Annotated in this window: 1 protein-coding gene; it reads left to right on the top strand. The window is 71.9% G+C overall.

The window, feature by feature from the left end:
- Positions 1 to 320: 320 nt before the first annotated feature.
- A partial coding sequence (locus tag D1614_RS25440) for a hypothetical protein (protein WP_206610236.1) occupies positions 321 to 502 on the top strand: 182 nt, incomplete at its 3' end.

Below are 502 nucleotides of genomic sequence, written 5' to 3'. Positions count from 1 at the left end.
GGTCGTCGGCAAGCTGACGGTATCGGGGTTGGGCCATGCCCGCCTTCTATCGCGCCGCGATCGTCGCCTTTCAAGGCAACCCGGACGCCTTGACGCCGTTTAGGCCTTGAGGCCGGCCAAGGGAAGGAACACCGATGACGCGCCCCGATGACCCCGCGACCCTCGTCCGGCGGTTCGCCTGGCTGGCGGCGGCGTCGTTCCTGGCCGGCTTCGGCGGATACCTGCTGGCCGCCGGGCGCATCCGCTGGCCGATGAACTGAGCGTGACCCTTCCCGAACCGCCCCGTCGCGCCCTATGTCAGGGATAGCCGCAGGGGAGCCATGTCCGAAGATTCAGCCACACGCGAAGCCTCGCCCTCGCCGCGTCGTCCCGACCGGCGCGCGCTGGCGCTCGCCGGCTGGGAAGCCGCCGCCTTCGTCCTGACCGCCGCCGCCGTCGCGGGGTTCGGCGCCTATGGCTGGCGGCGCGAGATCGGGCGCACCCTGGCCGAGGAATGGCTGCG

It is taken from the genome of Maribellus luteus (genome assembly GCF_003576475.1).
Classification (GTDB): domain Bacteria; phylum Bacteroidota; class Bacteroidia; order Bacteroidales; family Prolixibacteraceae; genus Draconibacterium; species Draconibacterium luteum.
This window is presented reverse-complemented; position numbering and strand designations above follow the sequence as displayed.